Origin of the sequence: Maricurvus nonylphenolicus, assembly GCF_042854845.1 — a bacterium.
Taxonomy (GTDB): Bacteria; Pseudomonadota; Gammaproteobacteria; order Pseudomonadales; family Cellvibrionaceae; genus Maricurvus; species Maricurvus nonylphenolicus.
In genome coordinates, this window is record NZ_AP031498.1 from 3,505,253 (window position 1) to 3,522,867 (window position 17,615).

17 protein-coding genes and 1 riboswitch are annotated in these 17,615 nt (G+C 50.1%); of the genes, 9 read left to right on the forward strand and 8 right to left on the reverse strand.

Features of this window, described 5'->3' with window-relative positions:
- Positions 1–59: 59 nt before the first annotated feature.
- Together ACGHZ6_RS15305 and ACGHZ6_RS15310 are read right to left on the reverse strand one after the other, a co-directional pair.
- Positions 60–455: a hypothetical protein gene (locus tag ACGHZ6_RS15305; protein WP_390614856.1), complete on the reverse strand. Its 396-nt coding sequence runs from the start codon at positions 453–455 to the stop codon at positions 60–62.
- Positions 456–697: 242 nt separating this feature from the next.
- Positions 698–1,042: a hypothetical protein gene (locus ACGHZ6_RS15310; RefSeq protein ID WP_390614857.1), complete on the reverse strand. Its 345-nt coding sequence runs from the start codon at positions 1,040–1,042 to the stop codon at positions 698–700.
- A gap of 165 nt (positions 1,043–1,207) precedes the next feature.
- Between ACGHZ6_RS15310 and ppnN the strand changes: the two genes are divergently transcribed.
- Positions 1,208–2,614: a nucleotide 5'-monophosphate nucleosidase PpnN gene (gene ppnN / locus ACGHZ6_RS15315; protein ID WP_390614858.1), complete on the forward strand. Its 1,407-nt coding sequence runs from the start codon at positions 1,208–1,210 to the stop codon at positions 2,612–2,614.
- Between the two features lie 9 nt (positions 2,615–2,623).
- Here the strand turns inward: ppnN and ACGHZ6_RS15320 are convergent, their stop codons facing one another.
- Positions 2,624–3,496, reverse strand: coding sequence for a TraB/GumN family protein (locus ACGHZ6_RS15320; RefSeq protein ID WP_390614859.1), 873 nt, complete (start codon positions 3,494–3,496; stop codon positions 2,624–2,626).
- A gap of 165 nt (positions 3,497–3,661) precedes the next feature.
- Positions 3,662–3,788, forward strand: a riboswitch (TPP riboswitch).
- A 126-nt stretch (positions 3,789–3,914) separates the two neighbouring features.
- Between ACGHZ6_RS15320 and thiC the strand changes: the two genes are divergently transcribed.
- From thiC to thiE, 5 genes are read left to right on the forward strand one after another with little or no spacing between them, the layout of a single operon-like run.
- Positions 3,915–5,789: a phosphomethylpyrimidine synthase ThiC gene (gene thiC / locus ACGHZ6_RS15325; protein WP_390614860.1), complete on the forward strand. Its 1,875-nt coding sequence runs from the start codon at positions 3,915–3,917 to the stop codon at positions 5,787–5,789.
- A complete protein-coding gene (thiO, locus tag ACGHZ6_RS15330) occupies positions 5,779–6,972 on the forward strand; it encodes a glycine oxidase ThiO (RefSeq protein ID WP_390614861.1) in 1,194 nt (397 codons plus the stop codon). Before thiC ends, thiO begins: the two co-directional genes overlap by 11 nt.
- Positions 6,965–7,180, forward strand: a complete 216-nt coding sequence (thiS, locus tag ACGHZ6_RS15335) for a sulfur carrier protein ThiS (protein ID WP_390614862.1) — start codon at positions 6,965–6,967, stop codon at positions 7,178–7,180. The genes thiO and thiS overlap by 8 nt, the downstream gene beginning before the upstream one ends.
- A gap of 18 nt (positions 7,181–7,198) precedes the next feature.
- On the forward strand, positions 7,199–8,020 hold the full coding sequence (locus ACGHZ6_RS15340; protein ID WP_390614863.1) for a thiazole synthase: 822 nt from the start codon (positions 7,199–7,201) through the stop codon (positions 8,018–8,020).
- A gap of 1 nt (position 8,021) precedes the next feature.
- Positions 8,022–9,512 (forward strand): thiamine phosphate synthase, encoded by a 1,491-nt coding sequence (thiE, locus tag ACGHZ6_RS15345; protein ID WP_390614864.1) that lies wholly within the window; start codon positions 8,022–8,024, stop codon positions 9,510–9,512.
- Positions 9,513–9,622: 110 nt separating this feature from the next.
- Here the strand turns inward: thiE and ACGHZ6_RS15350 are convergent, their stop codons facing one another.
- From ACGHZ6_RS15350 to ACGHZ6_RS15360, 3 genes are all read right to left on the reverse strand, one after another.
- A complete protein-coding gene (locus tag ACGHZ6_RS15350) occupies positions 9,623–10,504 on the reverse strand; it encodes a DMT family transporter (RefSeq protein WP_390614865.1) in 882 nt (293 codons plus the stop codon).
- 16 nt (positions 10,505–10,520) lie between these two features.
- Complete coding sequence (locus ACGHZ6_RS15355; RefSeq protein WP_390614866.1) at positions 10,521–11,063, reverse strand: flavodoxin; 543 nt, start codon at positions 11,061–11,063, stop codon at positions 10,521–10,523.
- Between the two features lie 198 nt (positions 11,064–11,261).
- Complete coding sequence (locus ACGHZ6_RS15360) at positions 11,262–11,597, reverse strand: hypothetical protein (protein WP_390614867.1); 336 nt, start codon at positions 11,595–11,597, stop codon at positions 11,262–11,264.
- A gap of 224 nt (positions 11,598–11,821) precedes the next feature.
- Here ACGHZ6_RS15360 and ACGHZ6_RS15365 point away from each other — a divergent pair, with 224 nt between their 5' ends.
- Complete coding sequence (locus ACGHZ6_RS15365; RefSeq protein ID WP_390614868.1) at positions 11,822–12,529, forward strand: response regulator; 708 nt, start codon at positions 11,822–11,824, stop codon at positions 12,527–12,529.
- A 25-nt stretch (positions 12,530–12,554) separates the two neighbouring features.
- Positions 12,555–13,940, forward strand: a complete 1,386-nt coding sequence (locus ACGHZ6_RS15370) for an ATP-binding protein (RefSeq protein ID WP_390614869.1) — start codon at positions 12,555–12,557, stop codon at positions 13,938–13,940.
- A 56-nt stretch (positions 13,941–13,996) separates the two neighbouring features.
- Here the strand turns inward: ACGHZ6_RS15370 and ACGHZ6_RS15375 are convergent, their stop codons facing one another.
- Positions 13,997–15,409 (reverse strand): mannose-1-phosphate guanylyltransferase/mannose-6-phosphate isomerase, encoded by a 1,413-nt coding sequence (locus tag ACGHZ6_RS15375; protein WP_390614870.1) that lies wholly within the window; start codon positions 15,407–15,409, stop codon positions 13,997–13,999.
- Between the two features lie 357 nt (positions 15,410–15,766).
- On the opposite strand from ACGHZ6_RS15375, the gene ACGHZ6_RS15380 reads away from it, so the two are divergent.
- A complete protein-coding gene (locus ACGHZ6_RS15380; protein WP_390614871.1) occupies positions 15,767–16,702 on the forward strand; it encodes a GGDEF domain-containing protein in 936 nt (311 codons plus the stop codon).
- Between the two features lie 65 nt (positions 16,703–16,767).
- Here ACGHZ6_RS15380 and rluB read toward each other — a convergent pair whose 3' ends face one another.
- Positions 16,768–17,607, reverse strand: a complete 840-nt coding sequence (gene rluB / locus ACGHZ6_RS15385; protein WP_390614872.1) for a 23S rRNA pseudouridine(2605) synthase RluB — start codon at positions 17,605–17,607, stop codon at positions 16,768–16,770.
- Positions 17,608–17,615: the final 8 nt, after the last annotated feature.

A 17,615-nucleotide genomic window follows, 5' to 3' on the forward strand; every position in this document is an offset into this window, starting at 1 on the left:
ACCTTTTTGGCGCGCCTTTTACACGTCTTTACGAGAGCTGCCAGCACAGGCAGCAGCGATTATGCGACGGAAGGTACTTCGTAATTAATATCGCGAGATTGATCCTTGATGGTCAGCTCTTTAGCGATAGCCGCACAAGCATCCACATATTCCATACCGGTGTAGCCACGAATACTGGCTTTTTTGCTGTCTAACCACTCGGTAGAAAATGCAAATTCAACTTCACGCAAACTTTCGTAGAATGCCAGATCACGTTCATCGTCGATGTGGAACCAGAAGATACCACAACCATTAACGGTGTATTCCAACCCCTGCTCTAATAGAGCATCGATAATATTCTTCAGCGCTGGATCACGCTTTTCGAGGTTGTAGTTGATGACTTTGGCTTCCTGAATGGCAAAACCGGTAAGTCCATGGTGAACAGACTTTAAACGTACAGCTACATATTTTTGCATCGACAAAAACTACCCAATACAAGCAAACCGACGGCAATTGTGGGCTGCCATCGCTTACAACAATCGTTTAGAAATAAATCCAGAAACAGGTATCGTAAAGATACGGAGAAAGGTCCATCTAGAATTGCAGGCTATGATACAAAAATGTGCCTGTATGCGTCAGCTTTTTTGCGTAATCTGCACAAAATATCGATAAAACTGCACAGATTAAAAGCACTCAGTATACTTTTCAAACAGCGCAATTACTCCAAACCAATATAGCAGGCGATTTCGAACATATCGGGTTTGCCTTCTTCATGCCCGAAGAAACAGATATCTTCCCTATCCTGCTCATCGTCGAACCAGCAACCTAACACAAAATCACACTTTAAGGACTTCGCCTGACGCTGAAGAAAATTCAGCGGTTCTTTCAAATGAACCGGCTTTTTTACCTGTAAATGAATACCGACAGGGCCTGCCTCTTCATCGTTGACAGCTGTTGCCTCAACCTTGGTTGAGTCATCATCCAGCCATTGGCTTATCGCCTCGTGCAACGTCGGGCGAATTTTTTCCAACTCTTCGGATTCCGCGTAAATATAGAGTTTCATAAATCATCAGATCACTATTGATTAACAGGGCATATGGTAACTGTCTTGCTAGGGTTATCCAACCTTCTCTACTGACATTAAAGCGTAATACCCAATCGCTATAAAAATTCTGAAGCAACCTCTTCAAGACGATCTATACTGAATATTAAGACATGAGAAGAGATTATGAATATTGCCATTAGTGAAAAATCAGCATCAAAACCAAAAACTATAGCCGAAGCCTACGTTAGACCATTAAACAGTTTAGAATTACTTTCCCACCGCGAAATCTCACAACTACTGGAAACCAACGCGGAGATCTTTCAACAGTTTCGACAGTGCGCACTGGCGGTACTGAATACCGGTAGCGAAATTGATGATGCCGCCGAAATGCTGGCCCAATATGAAAACTTTGACATTCGGGTTATCCCGCAATCCCGTGGTTTAAAGATTAAGGTTTTTAACGCACCCGCCTCGGCCTTTGTCGACGGTAAGATGATTCGTGGGATTCAGGATCACCTGTTTTCTGTGTTGCGTGATATCGTCTATACCCACCACAAACTCAATGATTCCGCTAAATTCGACCTTAGCTGTTCCCACGGCATTACCGATGCGGTATTCCGTATCCTGCGCAACGCCAATATGGTCAAACCCAATTTAGGTCCCAATCTGGCGGTATGTTGGGGCGGTCACTCTATTAGCCGTAAAGAGTATGACTACTCCAAAGCCGTAGGTTATCAGTTGGGATTGCGCGGCATTAACATTGCCACCGGCTGTGGATTGGGCGCTATGAAAGGCCCCATGAAAGGCGCCACTATCGGCCATGCCAAACAGCAAAATCGCAAGGGCCGTTATATGGGGATTTCAGAGCCAGGCATTATTGCCTCCGAATCCCCCAACCCCATCGTCAATGAATTGGTCATTTTGCCGGATATCGAAAAGCGTCTGGAAGCGTTTGTCCGTTTAGCCCACGGTATTATTGTATTTCCCGGCGGTGCGGGAACGGCAGAAGAAATTCTGTATTTAGTGGGCATCTTGCTCAACAGCAAAAACAGGGGCACCCCGTTTCCCTTAATCTTTGCCGCACCGGAAACCAGTAAGGATTACTTTGTTTCCATGGATCGTTTTATTCGCAACACACTGGGCGAAGAAGCCTCCAAGACCTATGAGATTATTATTGGTCAACCAGATCGTGTGGCCAAACGAGTCAAGAAAGGCTTGGAACGGGTACACAGCTTCCGCCGCGAACAACAAGAGGCCTACTATTACAATTGGCGCTTGCATATTCCTATCGATCAGCAGGAACCGTTTGAGCCCAGCCATGAGAATATGCGCAATTTAAAACTAAGCCGTGAGCTGGAAAGTTCAGATCTGGCTTCACAGTTGCGCAAGGCCTTCTCAGGCATTGTTGCCGGCAATGTGAAAGCCTACGGTATAGAACAGATTCAAAAGAATGGTCCCTACCAACTGCAGGGGGATGCGTCTTTGATTGCTGAAATGGATAAGTTGTTGCAGGAGTTTATACAACAGCGCCGAATGAAACTCGGAGTCGAAACTTATAAACCCTGTTACGAGTTTATCACCGACGCTTAGCGCAGGCTTTTACAATTGTTCCACCTGATAACCGCGTGCTTTGAGTTGCTCAAGCACGCCCTCATCTCCGGCCAAGTGCAAACTACCTACCAAAATGAACTCCACTTGAGCACTACGTATATAGCCCTCAATTTTTGGCATCCAATCATTATTGCGATCCAACAACAGTGATTTATAAATTGCCGGAAAAGTATCGCGCATTTCCGTTAAGCTGGTCTTCTCTAGAGAAGCCATATCGCCCTTGCGCCAGGCACTTTTCATATCACTGAGAATAGTAGGCAGATCTTCCAGATCCCGCAGGGTGTAAAGAATCATATCGTCTTCTCGCCCTTTGCCCATATCAGCTAAAAACGTCAACTGTTGCTCAACGGTTTCCAACTTACCAAGCTGCTTACCGTCCTGACTGGCACGGTTACTAAAGTAACTGTCTACACCTGTTGCGGTTTGCCCCAAACGTTGCAACTCGATCACTGACAGCGTCATAGATACCATGCCAGGTTTTAGCAACAACATTTGATCAAGCGGCAGCCCTCGACTCTGCATATGCTCGCTAAGCGCAGCAAAGGTTTTTGGCTTTAACACCTGTTGCAAATTACGGCCATCGCGATACATCATGGCCATCATCATGCGCTGCTGAAAAGCAGGTTCCTGCATAGCCTTGGCATCGGTTTCCAGCACCACCACAGACGCTTGCTGGTAGGCCGTATCGAATACACTGGGTAGTGGATAATCGTCTTGCGATAACATATGAATGGTGCCGCCAATAAACAGATGTTTACCATCTTTCGACACCTTCCAAACAGAAGAGGATTCTGCCCAAGCCTGTGACAACAGCGTGAACGACAAAAAGCAGAACAGGAAAAACCGCGTAATAATCATCATCAGATCCTTTTATTGATGATAGAAGTGTAGACCGAGTCTAAGACCACCTGTAACTATCAACAAGCTTACAATCATAAATTCTTGCCATAACCCATACTCACGTTATACCAGACATTTGTCGTGTGCTGATACTTGCGCCGCCAATCCTCAGCAACTACACTTACCGCGATCTTGTCGGGGTGCCCTACCCAAAACCATTTTGGGTTATGAAGTGGGCTGAGATCGGCGCAAGCCGGATCCCGTTGAACCTGATCAGGTTGATACCTGCGTAGGGAACAAGAATGACTTAGCGCCATAAAACCGTTCAAAGCCTGCTGCACACTTTTCACTCTGGTTGTTTTTTGAACTCCCGCCGCTATCTCGCTCTCTTGCTCCGCGCGTTATCAATGATCATAACCGTAACTATGCGAGCAAACAGATGAGCAATTCGACCTCCTTCAGAAAACTTAGCGAAAGCGCCAGCGTTGACCAGTTGTCGACCCAGCCGTTTACCGGCTCCAAAAAAATCTATGTGGAAGGTTCACGCCCAGATGTACGTGTAGCCATGCGCGAGGTTCACCTGTCCCCTACCCAATTGCAGGATGAGAGCACCGAGATTAACCAACCGGTTCGCATCTACGATACCTCCGGTGTGTACACCGACCCGGATGTGGAAATCGATGTGCGTAAAGGCCTGGCACCACTGCGTGAAAGCTGGATCACCGAGCGTGGTGATACCGTGCAACTGGAAGAGTTCTCATCTGAGTACACCAACCTACGCAACCAGAATATCGGCCTGGATAACCTGCGTTTTGAGCACCTGCGTAAACCTCGCCAAGCCGAAGAAGGTAAAAACGTTACCCAACTGCACTACGCTCGTCAGGGTATTGTGACCCCGGAGATGGAATACATTGCCATCCGTGAAAACCTGGCACTGGAAGAGAAGCAGATGGAAGACGCTGCCAAGTTCCAACATGCTGGCCAGAACTTCGGTGCCAACACCCCTAAATTTATCACCCCGGAATTTGTTCGCAGTGAAGTCGCCGCCGGCCGCGCGGTAATCCCAGCCAACATTAACCACCCGGAAAGTGAGCCGATGATTATTGGCCGTAACTTCCTGGTGAAGATCAACGCCAACATTGGTAACAGTGCCGTCACCTCTTCTATCGAAGAAGAAGTCGAGAAAATGGTCTGGTCTACCCGTTGGGGCGGCGATACGGTAATGGATCTGTCCACCGGTAAAAACATTCACGAAACCCGCGAGTGGATTATCCGCAACTCGCCAGTGCCCATCGGCACCGTACCTATTTACCAGGCCCTGGAAAAAGTAGACGGTGTGGCCGAAGACCTGACCTGGGAAATCTTCCGCGATACGTTAATCGAGCAGTGTGAGCAAGGCGTTGACTACTTCACCATTCACGCTGGCGTACTGCTGCGTTATGTACCAATGACCGCCAAGCGTGTAACCGGTATCGTATCCCGCGGTGGTTCCATTATGGCCAAGTGGTGTCTGGCCCATCACAAAGAGAACTTCCTCTACACCCACTTTGAAGATATTTGTGAAATCCTCAAAGCCTATGACGTGACCTTCTCTCTGGGAGACGGCCTGCGTCCTGGTTGTGTGGCCGATGCCAACGACGAAGCACAATTTGCCGAATTGCGTACCCTGGGTGAGCTGACCAAGATTGCCTGGAAGCACGATGTGCAGGTCTTTATTGAAGGCCCAGGCCATGTACCTATGCACATGGTAAAAGAGAACATGGACGAGCAGTTAAAACACTGTCACGAAGCACCGTTCTACACCTTGGGCCCACTGGTTACCGATATTTCTCCAGGCTACGACCACTTTGCCTCTGGTATTGGTGCGGCCATGATCGGCTGGTACGGCTGTGCCATGCTCTGCTACGTTACCCCAAAAGAGCACTTGGGCCTACCTAATCGCGACGATGTTAAAGAAGGCATTATCACCTATAAAATCGCGGCTCATGCAGCTGATTTGGCCAAAGGTCACCCGGCATCGCAAATTCGCGATAACGCGCTGTCAAAAGCCCGTTTTGAATTCCGCTGGGAAGATCAGTTTAACCTGAGCCTGGACCCGGATACCGCACGCGCCTTCCACGACGAAACCCTGCCAAAGGATTCCGCCAAAGTGGCTCACTTCTGCTCCATGTGTGGTCCAAAATTCTGTTCCATGAAAATCACCCAGGAAGTGCGTGACTACGCCGACAACATGAGCGACGAAGCCAAAGAAGGCATGGAAAAAATGGCTGAAGAGTTCAAGAGCAAAGGTAGCGAAATCTATCATGAGGTCTAACCCGACCCGACCTGCAAACATGGTTTCAGATATCAGCAAGGCCAGCATCGGCATTGCCGGTGCTGGCCTGCTCGGCCGCTTACTGGCCTGGCGTTTACGCCGGGCCGGCGCCGAGGTATCGCTGTTTGAAGCGGGCAGTTTTGATCAGCCACTGGCGGCGGCACAAACCGCCGCCGGTATGATTGCGCCGGTATCTGAAGCCGTTGCCACCGAGCCTTACGTTTACAGTCTGGGCAATCGCTCCATGCAATTGTGGCCTTCGTGGCTGTCGGAGTTTGAAGCCGAAACGGGTATTTGTATCAACTACTCCCGCCAGGGCAGTTTATTGGTTGCTCACCCGCAGGATCTCGCAGAACTCAATCAGTTTGAACGGGATATTCAACGCGCGCTAATCACTGACACACAGCACGTGCCTTACCAGCGGATTCATTCGCAGGGTATTCGTGAACTGGAGAGCGATTTATCCGATCGGCTAACCGAGGGATTGTTTCTGCCCGATGAAGCCCATATCGATAATCGCCAACTGCTCAGAGAACTGATTGCCCACTGCAAACAACTTGGTGTGCAGTGTTTTGAAAACACACCTGCCGAGGTTTTTGCCGGCGAAATCAAAACCGCCGATAAAACCCACGCCTTCGATTTAGTGCTCGACTGCCGCGGTGTGGGTGCACAAAGCCAGTGGTCACAAGTCCGCGGTGTGCGCGGTGAAGTCATGAGCGTACAAACCCGTGAAGTCAGCTTAAGCCGCCCGGTGCGTTTAATGCACCCACGTTATCAATTGTATGTGGTTCCGAAAGCCAACAACTGCTTTGTGATTGGGGCAACACAACTGGAAAGCGAAGATCGCTCACCGGTTACCCTGCAATCGACACTGGAACTGGGTAGCGCACTTTATACCCTGAGCCCCGCTTTTGCCGAAGCCAATATCATTGAGCTGAAATCCAACCTGCGCCCGGCGCTGCCCGACAACGGCCCACAGGTTGAAATCAACGATGGTCTGTTAAAAATTAATGGCTTGTTCCGCCACGGTTATTTATTAGCCCCGGTAGTGGTTGACCATGTCATCAATTGGCTTAATCAGGGCGAGGCCATGCCTTACGATCAATTATTAGGATTAGCTGAAGCTACTCTTTCCAATGATCTCTCCTCTAATCCCTCGATTCAGGAGCAACACCTTGCCTGATTCCACTATCCAAATTAGCTTAAACGGTAACAGTTTTGAGCTTAGCGCCAACAGCAGCCTGGCCGACGCCGTGGCCAAGGCAGATTTCTGTTGCGACAAAATTGCCGCTGCGGTTAACGGTGAATTTGTGCCCCGCAGCCAGTATGACGAACATATTCTGTTTGGTGATGACAAAGTCGATATTGTTACCCCGGTTGGCGGTGGCTAAAAAAGAGGCTAGAACACGATGAATGCACATACTGAGATTGGCAACGATTCCCTTGAAGATAGCCTGACGCTCTACGGTGAAAGCTTTAATAGCCGCTTCCTGCTGGGTACAGCGCTTTATGCATCTCCACAATTAATGGTCGACTCCATTAAAGCCTCCCAGTGCGATATCGTCACCCTGGGCTTGCGCCGTCAAAACCCGGCCGACAACAGTGGCGATGCCTTTTGGCAAATGATCCGCGATACCGGTTGCAAACTGCTGCCCAATACCGCCGGCTGTAAATCTGCCAAAGAAGCCATCAACCTGGCGGAAATGTCACGCGAGCTGTTTGAAACCGAATGGTTAAAACTGGAAGTCATCGGTGACGACTACAACTTACAGCCTGACCCGTTTGGTTTGGTGGAAGCTGCAGAAGAACTGATTAAACGTGGCTTTAAAGTCCTGCCCTACTGCACCGACGATTTGATTTTATGCCAGCGCCTGCGCGATGCAGGTTGTGAAGTGATTATGCCTTGGGGTTCCCCCATAGGAACCGGCCAGGGGTTAATGAACAAATACAACCTGCGTACCCTGCGTGAGCGTTTGCACGATGTACCACTGATTGTAGATGCCGGCCTTGGCGCTCCTTCACAAGCTTGCGAAGCCATGGAAATGGGCTTTGATGGCGTACTGCTAAATACCGCCGTTGCCAAAGCGCAAAACCCGCCCTTAATGGCTGAAGCCTTTGCCACCGCAATTAACGCTGGCCGCAGTGCTTATAACGCCGGACTGATGGAAAAACGCCAGACCGCCGTACCCAGCACACAAACCGTAGGCCAACCCTTTTGGCACCAGAATTAAAATGACCAAACAAGCTTCCTCCCGCCCTATCGTTTGGGCCATTGCCGCCTCTGACTCCGGTGGCTGCGCCGGTATTCAAGCGGACTTGCGAACCCTGAATGATCTGGGTACACATGGTTGCAGTGTGATAACTGCACTGACGGCACAAAACACTCAAGGCATTCAGCATATTCAGCCAACCTCGGCCGATAACTTAAGCGCGCAATTAAAAGCACTGAGTGCAGACTTGCCACCCAAAGCCATTAAACTCAGTGTGATTCCCAACACGGAAGCCCTGAGCATTATTAAAGATCAGCTAGCCTGGCAAAACAGCTTTTGTGTTTACGACCCGGTCATCAGCAGCACCAGTGGTAATGCCCTGGTCAATGCCGAGGTTATCGATCAACTGCCACAACTGTATCCTTATATTGATCTGCTCACCCCCAACCTTGATGAAGCCAGCCGCCTAAGTGGCGTTAACATCAAGCATGCAGACGATGTAAAACATGCCGCTGAGAAATTACTCGCTCAAGGTGTTAAAGCGGTTCTGATTAAGGGTGGTCACAGTGACGACGAGATTTGTCAGGATTTCTTTAGCTACTCAAGCTCTGGTACAGACGGGCAACACAGTTTCTGGCTAACCAACCACAAACAAGCGAACCCCAATAGCCGTGCGACGGGTTGTACATTATCTTCTGCCATCGCAGCCTTTATTGCTCAGGGCAAACCTTTACAGGATGCTTTGGTATTAGCCAATGCTTACGTACAACAGGGTTTACGATTGGCACTAAGCCTGGGTGACGACAATAAAGTGGGTACCCTGGCGAATGCAGGCACACCAGAAACCTTTGCCGACTTTCCGCAAATCAGTGACACGGCTGAAGCGGTTAACCTGCCGGCATTCCCTCGCTGCGATTCCCTCAATCTGGGCCTTTACCCGGTTGTCGACAGCATTGAATGGTTGGAAAAACTTTTACCATTAGGGGTAAAAACCATTCAATTGCGAGTAAAGAATAAAACTGATGCCGAGCTGGATGAGCTGGTAAAACGCGCCAGTGAATTAGGCCACCAGCACAACGCCCGCATGTTTATTAACGACCACTGGCAGCTGGCGATTAAACACAAGGCCTACGGCGTGCATTTGGGTCAGGAAGATCTTGATAGCGCTGACTTGGCTGCGATTCGTGAAGCCGGGGTTCATTTGGGTCTATCGACTCACAGTGAATATGAGTGGGCGCGTGCAGCTACCTTTAAGCCCAGTTATTTGGCCATTGGCGCGATCTTCCCGACCGATACCAAAGAAGTGATTATTGTCGGCACCGAAAACCTGCATCAGTGGGTGAAGGTATTGAGTAAGGGCTTCCCTCTTACTGCCATTGGCGGTATTAAATCCCATAATCTGGATCAGATTTTGAGTAGTGGCGTGGGATCTGTGGCGGTGGTTACCGCAATTACGGCGGCGGAGGATTATGTCAAAGCTACAGAAGAATTGATGGCGAGGATTGAGGGCTAAGGCTTAGCTCTTAAATGGGGTACGACCCGCAGGGTCGGACCCCGTTCGTGCCACATTGTTGGGGTCCGACCCTGCGGGTCGTACCCCAGTTAAGAATAATCAGGTAAGTATTACTGCTGAGCCGCAGCCGTTTCACTCTCTTCACCCAACAACAACGTCAGAATCGCCCCAAACACCACCAGGCCAACGCCCGCATAGGTCCACAGATCCGGAATCTGATCCCAGAACATCCAGCCCCACAACCCGGCAAACACCACGCCAAAGTAACTGACTGGGGACACCACACTGGGTTTGGCATAAAAGAAAGCCCGCGTGTAAGTCGACATGGCTAGGGAAATAGAAAAGCCAATCGCCAATACCGCCATCCACGCATACCAGGGGGCTGGCTGCCAGTGGATGATGGCCATCGGCAGTGTCACTACTAGAGAAATCGCAAAGTAGTAAAACAGCACCCTACCGGTAGGCTCAGTACTCACCAACAAACGGGTGGTAACCATGGAGACCGCCAACAGCAAACCGGAAGTCAGCCCCAGTAAATGCCACCAGCTAAAGCCATCCCCGCCAGGGCGCAGGATACAAATCACCCCGGCGAAGCCAACTATCAGCGGCCACCAGCTGCGCCGGGCAATACTGATCCGCAAACCAATCAACGCCACCAAAGGCACACACAAGGGCGCACTGTTACGCAGAAGTGAAGCATCCACCAAGGGGATTTCCATCAGCGCCAGATAAAAGGCATAGAAAGATATCAAACCCGCAATACCGCGGAAAAAATGCAAAGGAAAGCGCTGGGTTGCCAACCCGGCCATACCGCCGCCCTGCCTTAGCACCACAGGCAAGCTCAACAGGCAGCCAATGGCATACTGCGCAAACACAATCACATGGATGGATATATGCTCACTGGCAAACTTGGTCCCTGCCGCTACCAGGGAACCAAACAGGGAGGTTAACAGGGTAAGCAGCAGGGCCTTACTCAGATTGGAACCCTGCATAGAAATGTTTTAAACCTTAGTCTTCCAGCGATTGAACCGGTGTGGTTAAGCCAAACTCAGCATGAATTTGCTCACACCAGCGATTAAGGCGATCAGCCGTCATCTCTTCCTGCTGGTCTTCATCAATGGCCAAGCCCATAAACAGGTTTTTATCTTCAATCAGTGCCTTGGAGGCATCAAAGTCGTAACCGTCAGTTGACCAGTAGCCGATGATGGTCGCGCCCTGCTCGACAATCACATCGTGCAGCATGCCCATGGCATCGAGGAAGTAATCGCCGTAGCCGAACTGATCACCCAGGCCAAACAGGGCAATGGTTTTACCGGTGAAGTCGATCTCGCTGACATCATCCCAGAACTCTTCCCAGTCGGACTGGATCTGGCCGAAGTCCCAGGTAGGAATACCCAGAATAATCTTATCGTAGTTAGCGAAGTCCAGCTGGGTTACATCGGCGATATCCATCACATCAACCACATCTTCACCCAGACGCTGCTGAATACGGTAAGACACCCCTTCGGTATTACCTTCATCACTACCAAAGAACAAGCCGATTTTGCTCACAATATAACCTGCATAGACCGCTAAAAATGGGCGCAAATTGTCCCAATTATTGAGCTATGAAGCAAGAAAGAAGCAAGATAAAGGGCGATACCGTAAAGGCAAATGACAAATTTAAGGCAAAAAAAGACCCGGCCTTGGGGGGATTGCTTGGGGTGCAGATGGGCCGGGTAAACGTCTACTATGGAGAGCAAAATTCTGTTAAATCACCAGCGTGGCTGGCTTGGCTGAAGTTTTAGTCACTGTTTCCTCCTCTGACTGCTGCTTCAACCGATTCAATTCGGTTAGTTGTTCATCCGTCAGCAACTGTTCCAGGTAGCTGCGGGTTTCTGCCATCTGGCTTTGCAGATAGCGTTGAAGTAACTGTTGTTGGGCTGAGGTCATATCCAACGCCTGACCCATCTCTTCTACCAGCTCTTGGGATGCTGGATCAGCCTGCAACATGACCTGCCCATTGGGGTTAAGGGCTGTGGCGGTGGAGGCCCCGAAAAGCAGGCATCCCGCTATCATCATTGCCGTTCCATACTGCCTGATCATTTCGTTTATCCTTGGTTGAAGATCGTTGCTGTGTACTGATTCGATGGGTCCATCTTACCCACCTCAATCGTAAATCGGGGATAAGTGGCGTAAACTTCTGTCGTATCCTGTTAAGAAACGTAAAAGCCTTACAAATCAAGGGCTAAAGCGTGACAGGCCTCACAGGCTAATGCACACTAGAGCTGCCTACAGCTACCTGTATATAAGGAAGAAGAACGCCCACTATGAGTAAACTACTGCTTGTCGATGATGATCTTGAACTCTGCGCCCTGCTGCAGGAATACCTGCAAGGCGAAGGTTTTGATATCACCACTTGTCACGATGGTGGCGCTGCTCTGGAAACCCTGAAGCAGGATAGCTTCGACGCTATCGTGCTGGACGTTATGCTACCGGTACACAATGGCTTTGATGTGCTGCGTAAATTGCGCGACTTCTGCCAAACCCCGGTATTGATGTTAACTGCCAAGGGCGAGACTGTAGATCGTATTGTCGGCCTGGAAATGGGTGCCGACGACTACCTGCCCAAACCCTGTAACCCCCGTGAGCTGGTGGCCCGTATTCGCGCTATTTTGCGTCGCATAGAAACCAATGATGAGCAAGACGCAGCCGAGAACCAGGAGCGTGACAAAAATCTGCAGGTTGATCAGCTGAATATGGCCTTCAGTAACCGCACCGTCACCTACGCTGGCACGGCGCTAACACTGACTGGGGCAGAATTTACTGTGCTGGAACTGCTTATGCGCAGTGCCGGTGAGGTGATTAGCAAGGAAGACCTGACCGAAAAAGCACTCAACCGTAAGCTAACCCCATACGATCGCAGCATTGATGTTCACGTCAGTAACCTGCGTAAAAAGTTAACCGCCATTGGCGCCAGTAAAGATTTGATTATCAATATTCGTGGCGCGGGATATATGCTGACCTGTGAAACTTAAAACCCCCGTCCCCAAATTGCTGCATATGAGCCGCATCTATTTAAAAATCTTTCTCGCCTTTTGGCTGGTAACCATCACCATGATTATCGGCTCGATCATGGCACTGCACTGGTATGATCTGGGGCCAGACAAACACTTGCCCCAAGAAAGCGAAAGATCCTATACCGGCCCTGGCTCGCGCCTGTTACGCGAAGTCGTGAGTGAGGCCATTAACTACAACTACCATGAAGTGGTTTACGGCGTAAGACGCATGCCGCCCTGGGCAACACGCCATATGTTCCTGCTTAACCGCGATGGTGAAGATGTGCTGGGGCGTGAAATCCCCCCATCAATCAAACAGGTGGCGGATGTACTCACGCCGCTAAGCCCCTACTATCAGCAGAAACACCACAAGGAAGAACTGCCGCATATAGGCCGTTATTTCACCTTGCAGGATGGTCACCCTATCCGGCTGATTATTATACCGCCACCGCAGGGCACTAACCTGCGACTGCAACTGTTCCTCAATAACCTATGGAAAGCCATCCTGGTCTGTATGCTGATCAGCGCATCAGCCTGTTTTATTTTGGCTCGCCATATTACCCGGGACATTCGCCATATTCAGGACGCTACCCGCCAAATTGCCAAAGGCAATATGGATGTTAGCCTGTCTGAGCACTTCCACTGCCGACACGATGAAATGGCAGAACTGGGCCGCGACATCGACCATATGACCGCCAGTCTAAAAAAGGCTATGTCGGAGCAGAAACGCCTGATCAAAGACGTATCCCACGAACTGCGCTCACCTCTGGCCCGCCTGCAATTGGCACTGGCCATTGCCCAGCAACGCAGTAATGGTGATATTGACGATGAACTGAACCGCATCAAAGAGGCCGGCGAATACCTTAACGATGTTATTTCCGATATTTTATCGCTGCCGATGACCGATCAGGGCGAATGGGAACTAAACGATGCCGTTGAATTGAACAGCCTGCTGGAGACGATTACAGACAACTGCCGCACCGAAGCCGAAAGCAAGCGCGTCCAACTCAACCTGCAAAACTGTGATGACGAAGCCCTGGTGATGACCCACGGCAACACACTGATCAGTGCCTTCGAGAACATACTACGCAACGCCATTCACTACACCCGGGAGGACACCCAGGTGGAAGTGATTCTGCAAACCAATAAAGACGACAGCTACAGCGTACAAATCTGCGACCGCGGCCCAGGTGTAGATGAAGAAAGCCTAAAAGATATTTTTGAACCCTTCTTCCGCACCGACTCTGCCCGCGCACGTAGCAGCGGAGGTTACGGTTTAGGACTGGCCATTGCTCAGCGAACAGTGAATTTACATGGCGGGAAGATTACCGCTCACAATCAACCTCAGGGCGGTTTGTGTGTAGCCATCGAGTTGCCAGGGGCTACTTAACCCCTGGTACCCTCTTTAACGAGACTCTTTAACGAGATTTTTTACGAACAGATGCTTTACTCGCGACCGTAAGAATCATCAAAGCGCACAATATCGTCCTCACCAAGATAGCTACCGGACTGCACTTCAATCATTTCCAACGGAATACTCCCCGGGTTTTGCAAACGATGCTTAACACCCAGCGGAATATAGGTCGATTCGTTTTCTGAGACTAGATAAGTCTCATCACCCTTGGTTACTTTCGCCGTACCACTAACCACAACCCAGTGCTCGGCGCGGTGGTGATGCATCTGCAAGCTTAGTTGGCCACCTGGCTTCACCACAATGCGCTTAACCTGAAATCTATCGCCATTATCGATGGAGTCGTAATAACCCCAGGGACGATAAACTTTACGATGGCATTGTGTTTCGGAACGCTGCTGCTGTTTTAACTCGGCAACTATTTGTTTTACATCCTGCACACTGTCCTGGCTGGCAACCATAATTACATCATCGCTTTCAACAATCACCAGATTATCGACACCAACGGTAGCTACCAGCTTACTGTCACTGCGAATATAGCTGTTGTGGGTGTTGTGGCTAATGACATCGCCAATTTTGACATTCTGCTCAGCATCTTTCTCTGCCACATCCCACAGCGCCGACCAGGACCCCACGTCGTTCCAACCGCAATCCATTGGTACAACAACGGCTTCAGATGTTTTTTCCATTACCGCATAGTCAATGGATTCGTCCGGACAATTAAGAAAAGCTTCTGCCTGAGGGCGAACAAAATCACGATCGACCTGGGCCTGTTCCATTGCCAGTTTACAGGCAGCCAGAATGTCGGGGCGGTATTGTTCAAGCTCAGCCAGATAACGACTGGCTTTAAACATAAACATGCCACTGTTCCAGACATAGCCACCTTCATTCAGGTAACCCTGGGCTGTTTCCAAATCAGGCTTTTCGACAAACTCAGCCACCCGATAAGCACCAGCCAGAGCATCTCCCTGGCGAATGTACCCATAACCGGTTTCCGGAGCATCCGGCACAATGCCAAAAGTCACCAACTTGTCTGCTTCAGCATGCCCGGCAGCCACAGTCACGGCCTGCTGAAATGCGTCTACATCCTTAATCACATGGTCAGCAGCCAAGACCAACAACACAGGCTCCTGGCCCTGCTGGTTCTCCTGCAATAGCTGTAACGCGGCTAAAGCCACTGCTGGCGCTGTATTGCGCCCAGCAGGCTCCAGTAAAATACTGCCTGATGATTCATCAATCTGACGCAGCTGTTCCGCCACGGTAAAGCGATGATCTTCACCACAAATGACCAATGGTGACCCCGTCTCCATACCATTCAGACGCGAGCAGGTGTCCTGCAGCATAGTGGTTGCATTAACCAGCGGCAGAAACTGCTTGGGGTATTGTGAACGAGACATAGGCCAAAGGCGTGTACCTGAGCCACCCGCCATAATTACAGGGATAATCATCCAGCTTTTTCCTTAACAATCTATGCCGCCATCCTATCAGCGAGCCGCCAAGGAGGCTATTCCCTAGTAAGGAATCCCTATAAAGCCCGGCAATTAAGCCATCCAAAAGCGGCAAGCTTTCCCGCCAAAAACCCGTCAGGCGGCAATAAACGTCCGACAACACCCAAGTTTTAACAGCCAAATTATTGGCAAGACGCTGTTCACAAAAACGCCAACCTATTGTTATTAAAGGATTTTTTATCCTGCATCAAAATATGGCACGGTTTTGGCTATCTACCTTGGTACTAACCGTGTAATCGGCGGAACGGGCGACGAAACTTGCCGCTACTGCCGCCAGACCACAAGCAGGACATGATTATGGTGACATCAGTACATACAAGCACGAATGCTTTCGAGATGAAGGAAAGCTCTCTGCGCGCTCGCTTGCCGCTGAATACAGATGAGCAGAATGAGGCGCGGCTGAAGTTAACTCATGTACTCCAAACCACCCTAAATATTGAACAGGTGCTGGAGCTGTTTTTTAAACATATCCAGAACTCGGTTCCCATGAGTGGGCTCTATTACGAACATCAGGCACAGCAGTTTAGTCTGCAGGTGGGTCGTGATACCCCGCATCATTGCGATTACCGGTTAATCACACCCGACGATGATTTGGGCAATATCATTTTTAGCCGCGGCAAACGCTTCTCTGAACATGAAATGGCGACGCTGGAATCCCTGCTGAGCACACTGATTTATCCGCTACGCAATGCCCTGCAATACCGTCAGGCACTGCAAACAGCGATGAATGATCCACTGACCGGTGCTGGCAACCGTATAGCTTTAGATAACGCTCTGCATCGCGAGCTACAGATGGCACAGCGTTACGACCAGGCGCTGTCTATTTTGATGATCGACATCGATCACTTTAAACAGATCAACGATACCTATGGCCACGCCTTTGGCGATACCGTGTTAAAAGAGATGGTACAAGCCATTGACTCAGTGACACGCAATACCGATATGACCTTCCGTTACGGCGGTGAAGAGTTTGTGGTGATTCTAAGCAAAACCGAAGCTAAAGGTGCTGCGGTAATTGGTGAGCGTATTCGCCAGTATATCGAACAACTGATTGTTGATGAGGACGGTAAGAAGCTGCAGGCAACCGTCAGTATTGGGGCCAGTACGTTGGGTCCACAGGAACCGGTTAAATCGTTTTTTGGTCGTGCCGATGAGGCGCTGTATTGCGCCAAGCGCAGTGGGCGTAATCGATTGGTGAGCGCTAAATGTGAAGAGTTGGTGACAACCAGCTAGCAACTAGACTCTGCTGTTTAATCAGGGGTCTGACCCGTAGGGTCAGACCCCTTTTTATTGGCTGGTTATTTTCTGGGGCGGCGGCCTTTGCCGTGGCGGAGTTTACGCAGGTGCCTATCGCGCTTTTCTTTTTCGTCACGGGTTTCTTTGCGCATGCGCGGCTTATCGATGCCAGCAGTGACACACAGATCACCCACTTCGCGATCATTCAGTTCAATCCACTGACCTACACGCACATGGGATGGGATAAAGATATTGCCGTAACGTACTCGCTTCAGACGACTTACCTTCACCCCCTGAGATTCCCACAGGCGACGCACTTCACGGTTACGCCCTTCCATTACCACACAGTAGAACCAGCGGTTACGACCTTCACCGGCACCATCAACTATGTCGGTAAATTTGGCAACGCCGTCTTCGAGCAGTACACCTTGACGTAGACGATCTTTCATATCGTCATCAACTTCACCCTGGATACGCACCAGGTATTCACGATCGATAACAGAGGACGGGTGCATCAAGCGGTTAGCCAGCTCACCGTCGTTGGTGAACAGCAACAAACCGCTGGTATTAAAGTCTAGACGGCCTACAGATATCCAGCGCTCGCCGTGTAAAGCCGGCAGGCGATCGTATACGGTGCGACGACCTTCGGGATCGGAGCGGGAGCAGATCTCACCTTCGGGCTTGTTGTACAGCAAGACACGTGGGCGATGCTCGCTAGGCGCCGACAGTTTTAAGCGGCGACCATCCACTTCAATTTTTGCATTGAGGTTAACGCGATCCCCCAATTTGGCCTTCTGGCCGTCAACCACTACTCTGCCGGCTTCAATGACGCGCTCCATTTCACGACGCGAACCTAAGCCCGCGCGCGCCAATACCTTTTGCAGTTTTTCATCTGTAGACATATAGGGGG

Bases quoted from the DNA above. Each gene is read 5' to 3' on its own strand.
- ACGHZ6_RS15305 (WP_390614856.1), bottom strand. From the start codon at position 455: ATGCAAAAATATGTAGCTGTACGTTTAAAGTCTGTTCACCATGGACTT.
- ACGHZ6_RS15310 (WP_390614857.1), bottom strand. From the start codon at position 1,042: ATGAAACTCTATATTTACGCGGAATCCGAAGAGTTGGAAAAAATTCGC.
- ppnN (WP_390614858.1), top strand. From the start codon at position 1,208: ATGAATATTGCCATTAGTGAAAAATCAGCATCAAAACCAAAAACTATA.
- ACGHZ6_RS15320 (WP_390614859.1), bottom strand. From the start codon at position 3,496: ATGATGATTATTACGCGGTTTTTCCTGTTCTGCTTTTTGTCGTTCACG.
- thiC (WP_390614860.1), top strand. From the start codon at position 3,915: ATGAGCAATTCGACCTCCTTCAGAAAACTTAGCGAAAGCGCCAGCGTT.
- thiO (WP_390614861.1), top strand. From the start codon at position 5,779: ATGAGGTCTAACCCGACCCGACCTGCAAACATGGTTTCAGATATCAGC.
- ACGHZ6_RS15340 (WP_390614863.1), top strand. From the start codon at position 7,199: ATGAATGCACATACTGAGATTGGCAACGATTCCCTTGAAGATAGCCTG.
- thiE (WP_390614864.1), top strand. From the start codon at position 8,022: ATGACCAAACAAGCTTCCTCCCGCCCTATCGTTTGGGCCATTGCCGCC.
- ACGHZ6_RS15350 (WP_390614865.1), bottom strand. From the start codon at position 10,504: ATGCAGGGTTCCAATCTGAGTAAGGCCCTGCTGCTTACCCTGTTAACC.
- ACGHZ6_RS15360 (WP_390614867.1), bottom strand. From the start codon at position 11,597: ATGATCAGGCAGTATGGAACGGCAATGATGATAGCGGGATGCCTGCTT.
- ACGHZ6_RS15365 (WP_390614868.1), top strand. From the start codon at position 11,822: ATGAGTAAACTACTGCTTGTCGATGATGATCTTGAACTCTGCGCCCTG.
- ACGHZ6_RS15370 (WP_390614869.1), top strand. From the start codon at position 12,555: ATGAGCCGCATCTATTTAAAAATCTTTCTCGCCTTTTGGCTGGTAACC.
- ACGHZ6_RS15375 (WP_390614870.1), bottom strand. From the start codon at position 15,409: ATGATTATCCCTGTAATTATGGCGGGTGGCTCAGGTACACGCCTTTGG.
- ACGHZ6_RS15380 (WP_390614871.1), top strand. From the start codon at position 15,767: ATGGTGACATCAGTACATACAAGCACGAATGCTTTCGAGATGAAGGAA.
- rluB (WP_390614872.1), bottom strand. From the start codon at position 17,607: ATGTCTACAGATGAAAAACTGCAAAAGGTATTGGCGCGCGCGGGCTTA.